The 487-nt window shown below is 46.4% G+C and carries 1 protein-coding gene; it reads right to left on the bottom strand.

Annotated elements, in window-relative coordinates; all coding sequences use genetic code 11:
- Nucleotides 1-21 precede the first annotated feature (21 nt).
- Nucleotides 22-327: a hypothetical protein gene (locus H6A20_RS13145; RefSeq protein ID WP_338106721.1), complete on the bottom strand. Its 306-nt coding sequence runs from the start codon at nt 325-327 to the stop codon at nt 22-24.
- Between the last annotated feature and the right edge of the window lie 160 nt (nt 328-487).

The raw sequence follows: 487 nt of genomic DNA, 5'->3' as shown, positions 1-487 counted from the left end.
CGTACAGGTTCTCTTTCACAGTCATCCTGGAATACAGATGCGAAATATAAAGCAGAAACCGCAGCGGGAGATTCGGGTTCTTCGTGGACTGATGTTCATACAGCGACAGCCTGCCGCGATCAGAAAGGATACGTCGTTCTTCATCGACATGTAGATCGCATTCTCCAGTGTGTTGATCTCAAGCAGTTCCGGATCCGCGTAATGTTTCCCCGTGATGGCATTATACAGTTCCAGCAGGTTCTTCTTGTCCTCGAACAGTATGATAAACAGGGTGGACTTAAACGTCCGGTTGACAGGTAACGCGTCGCTCGTGTTTGCATTTGTCATACGCACAGCCTCCTTTTGAAAATGGAATGCAAAGAGACTGCACTGTCCGCTTTCCTGCTAAAGCCGCATCCGCTAATCTCTCTGCTGATAATGGGAATTAAAAGCATTGAGATTTTCCTGAATGTAATAGAAAAACAGATGCAGCTAATGCTGCGTTAGA

The sequence above is a fragment of the Mordavella massiliensis genome (genome assembly GCF_016901695.1).
Classification (GTDB): domain Bacteria; phylum Bacillota; class Clostridia; order Lachnospirales; family Lachnospiraceae; genus Claveliimonas; species Claveliimonas massiliensis_A.
The sequence above is the reverse complement of the archived record's forward strand: the minus strand, read 5'-3'. Positions and strand labels throughout refer to the sequence as shown.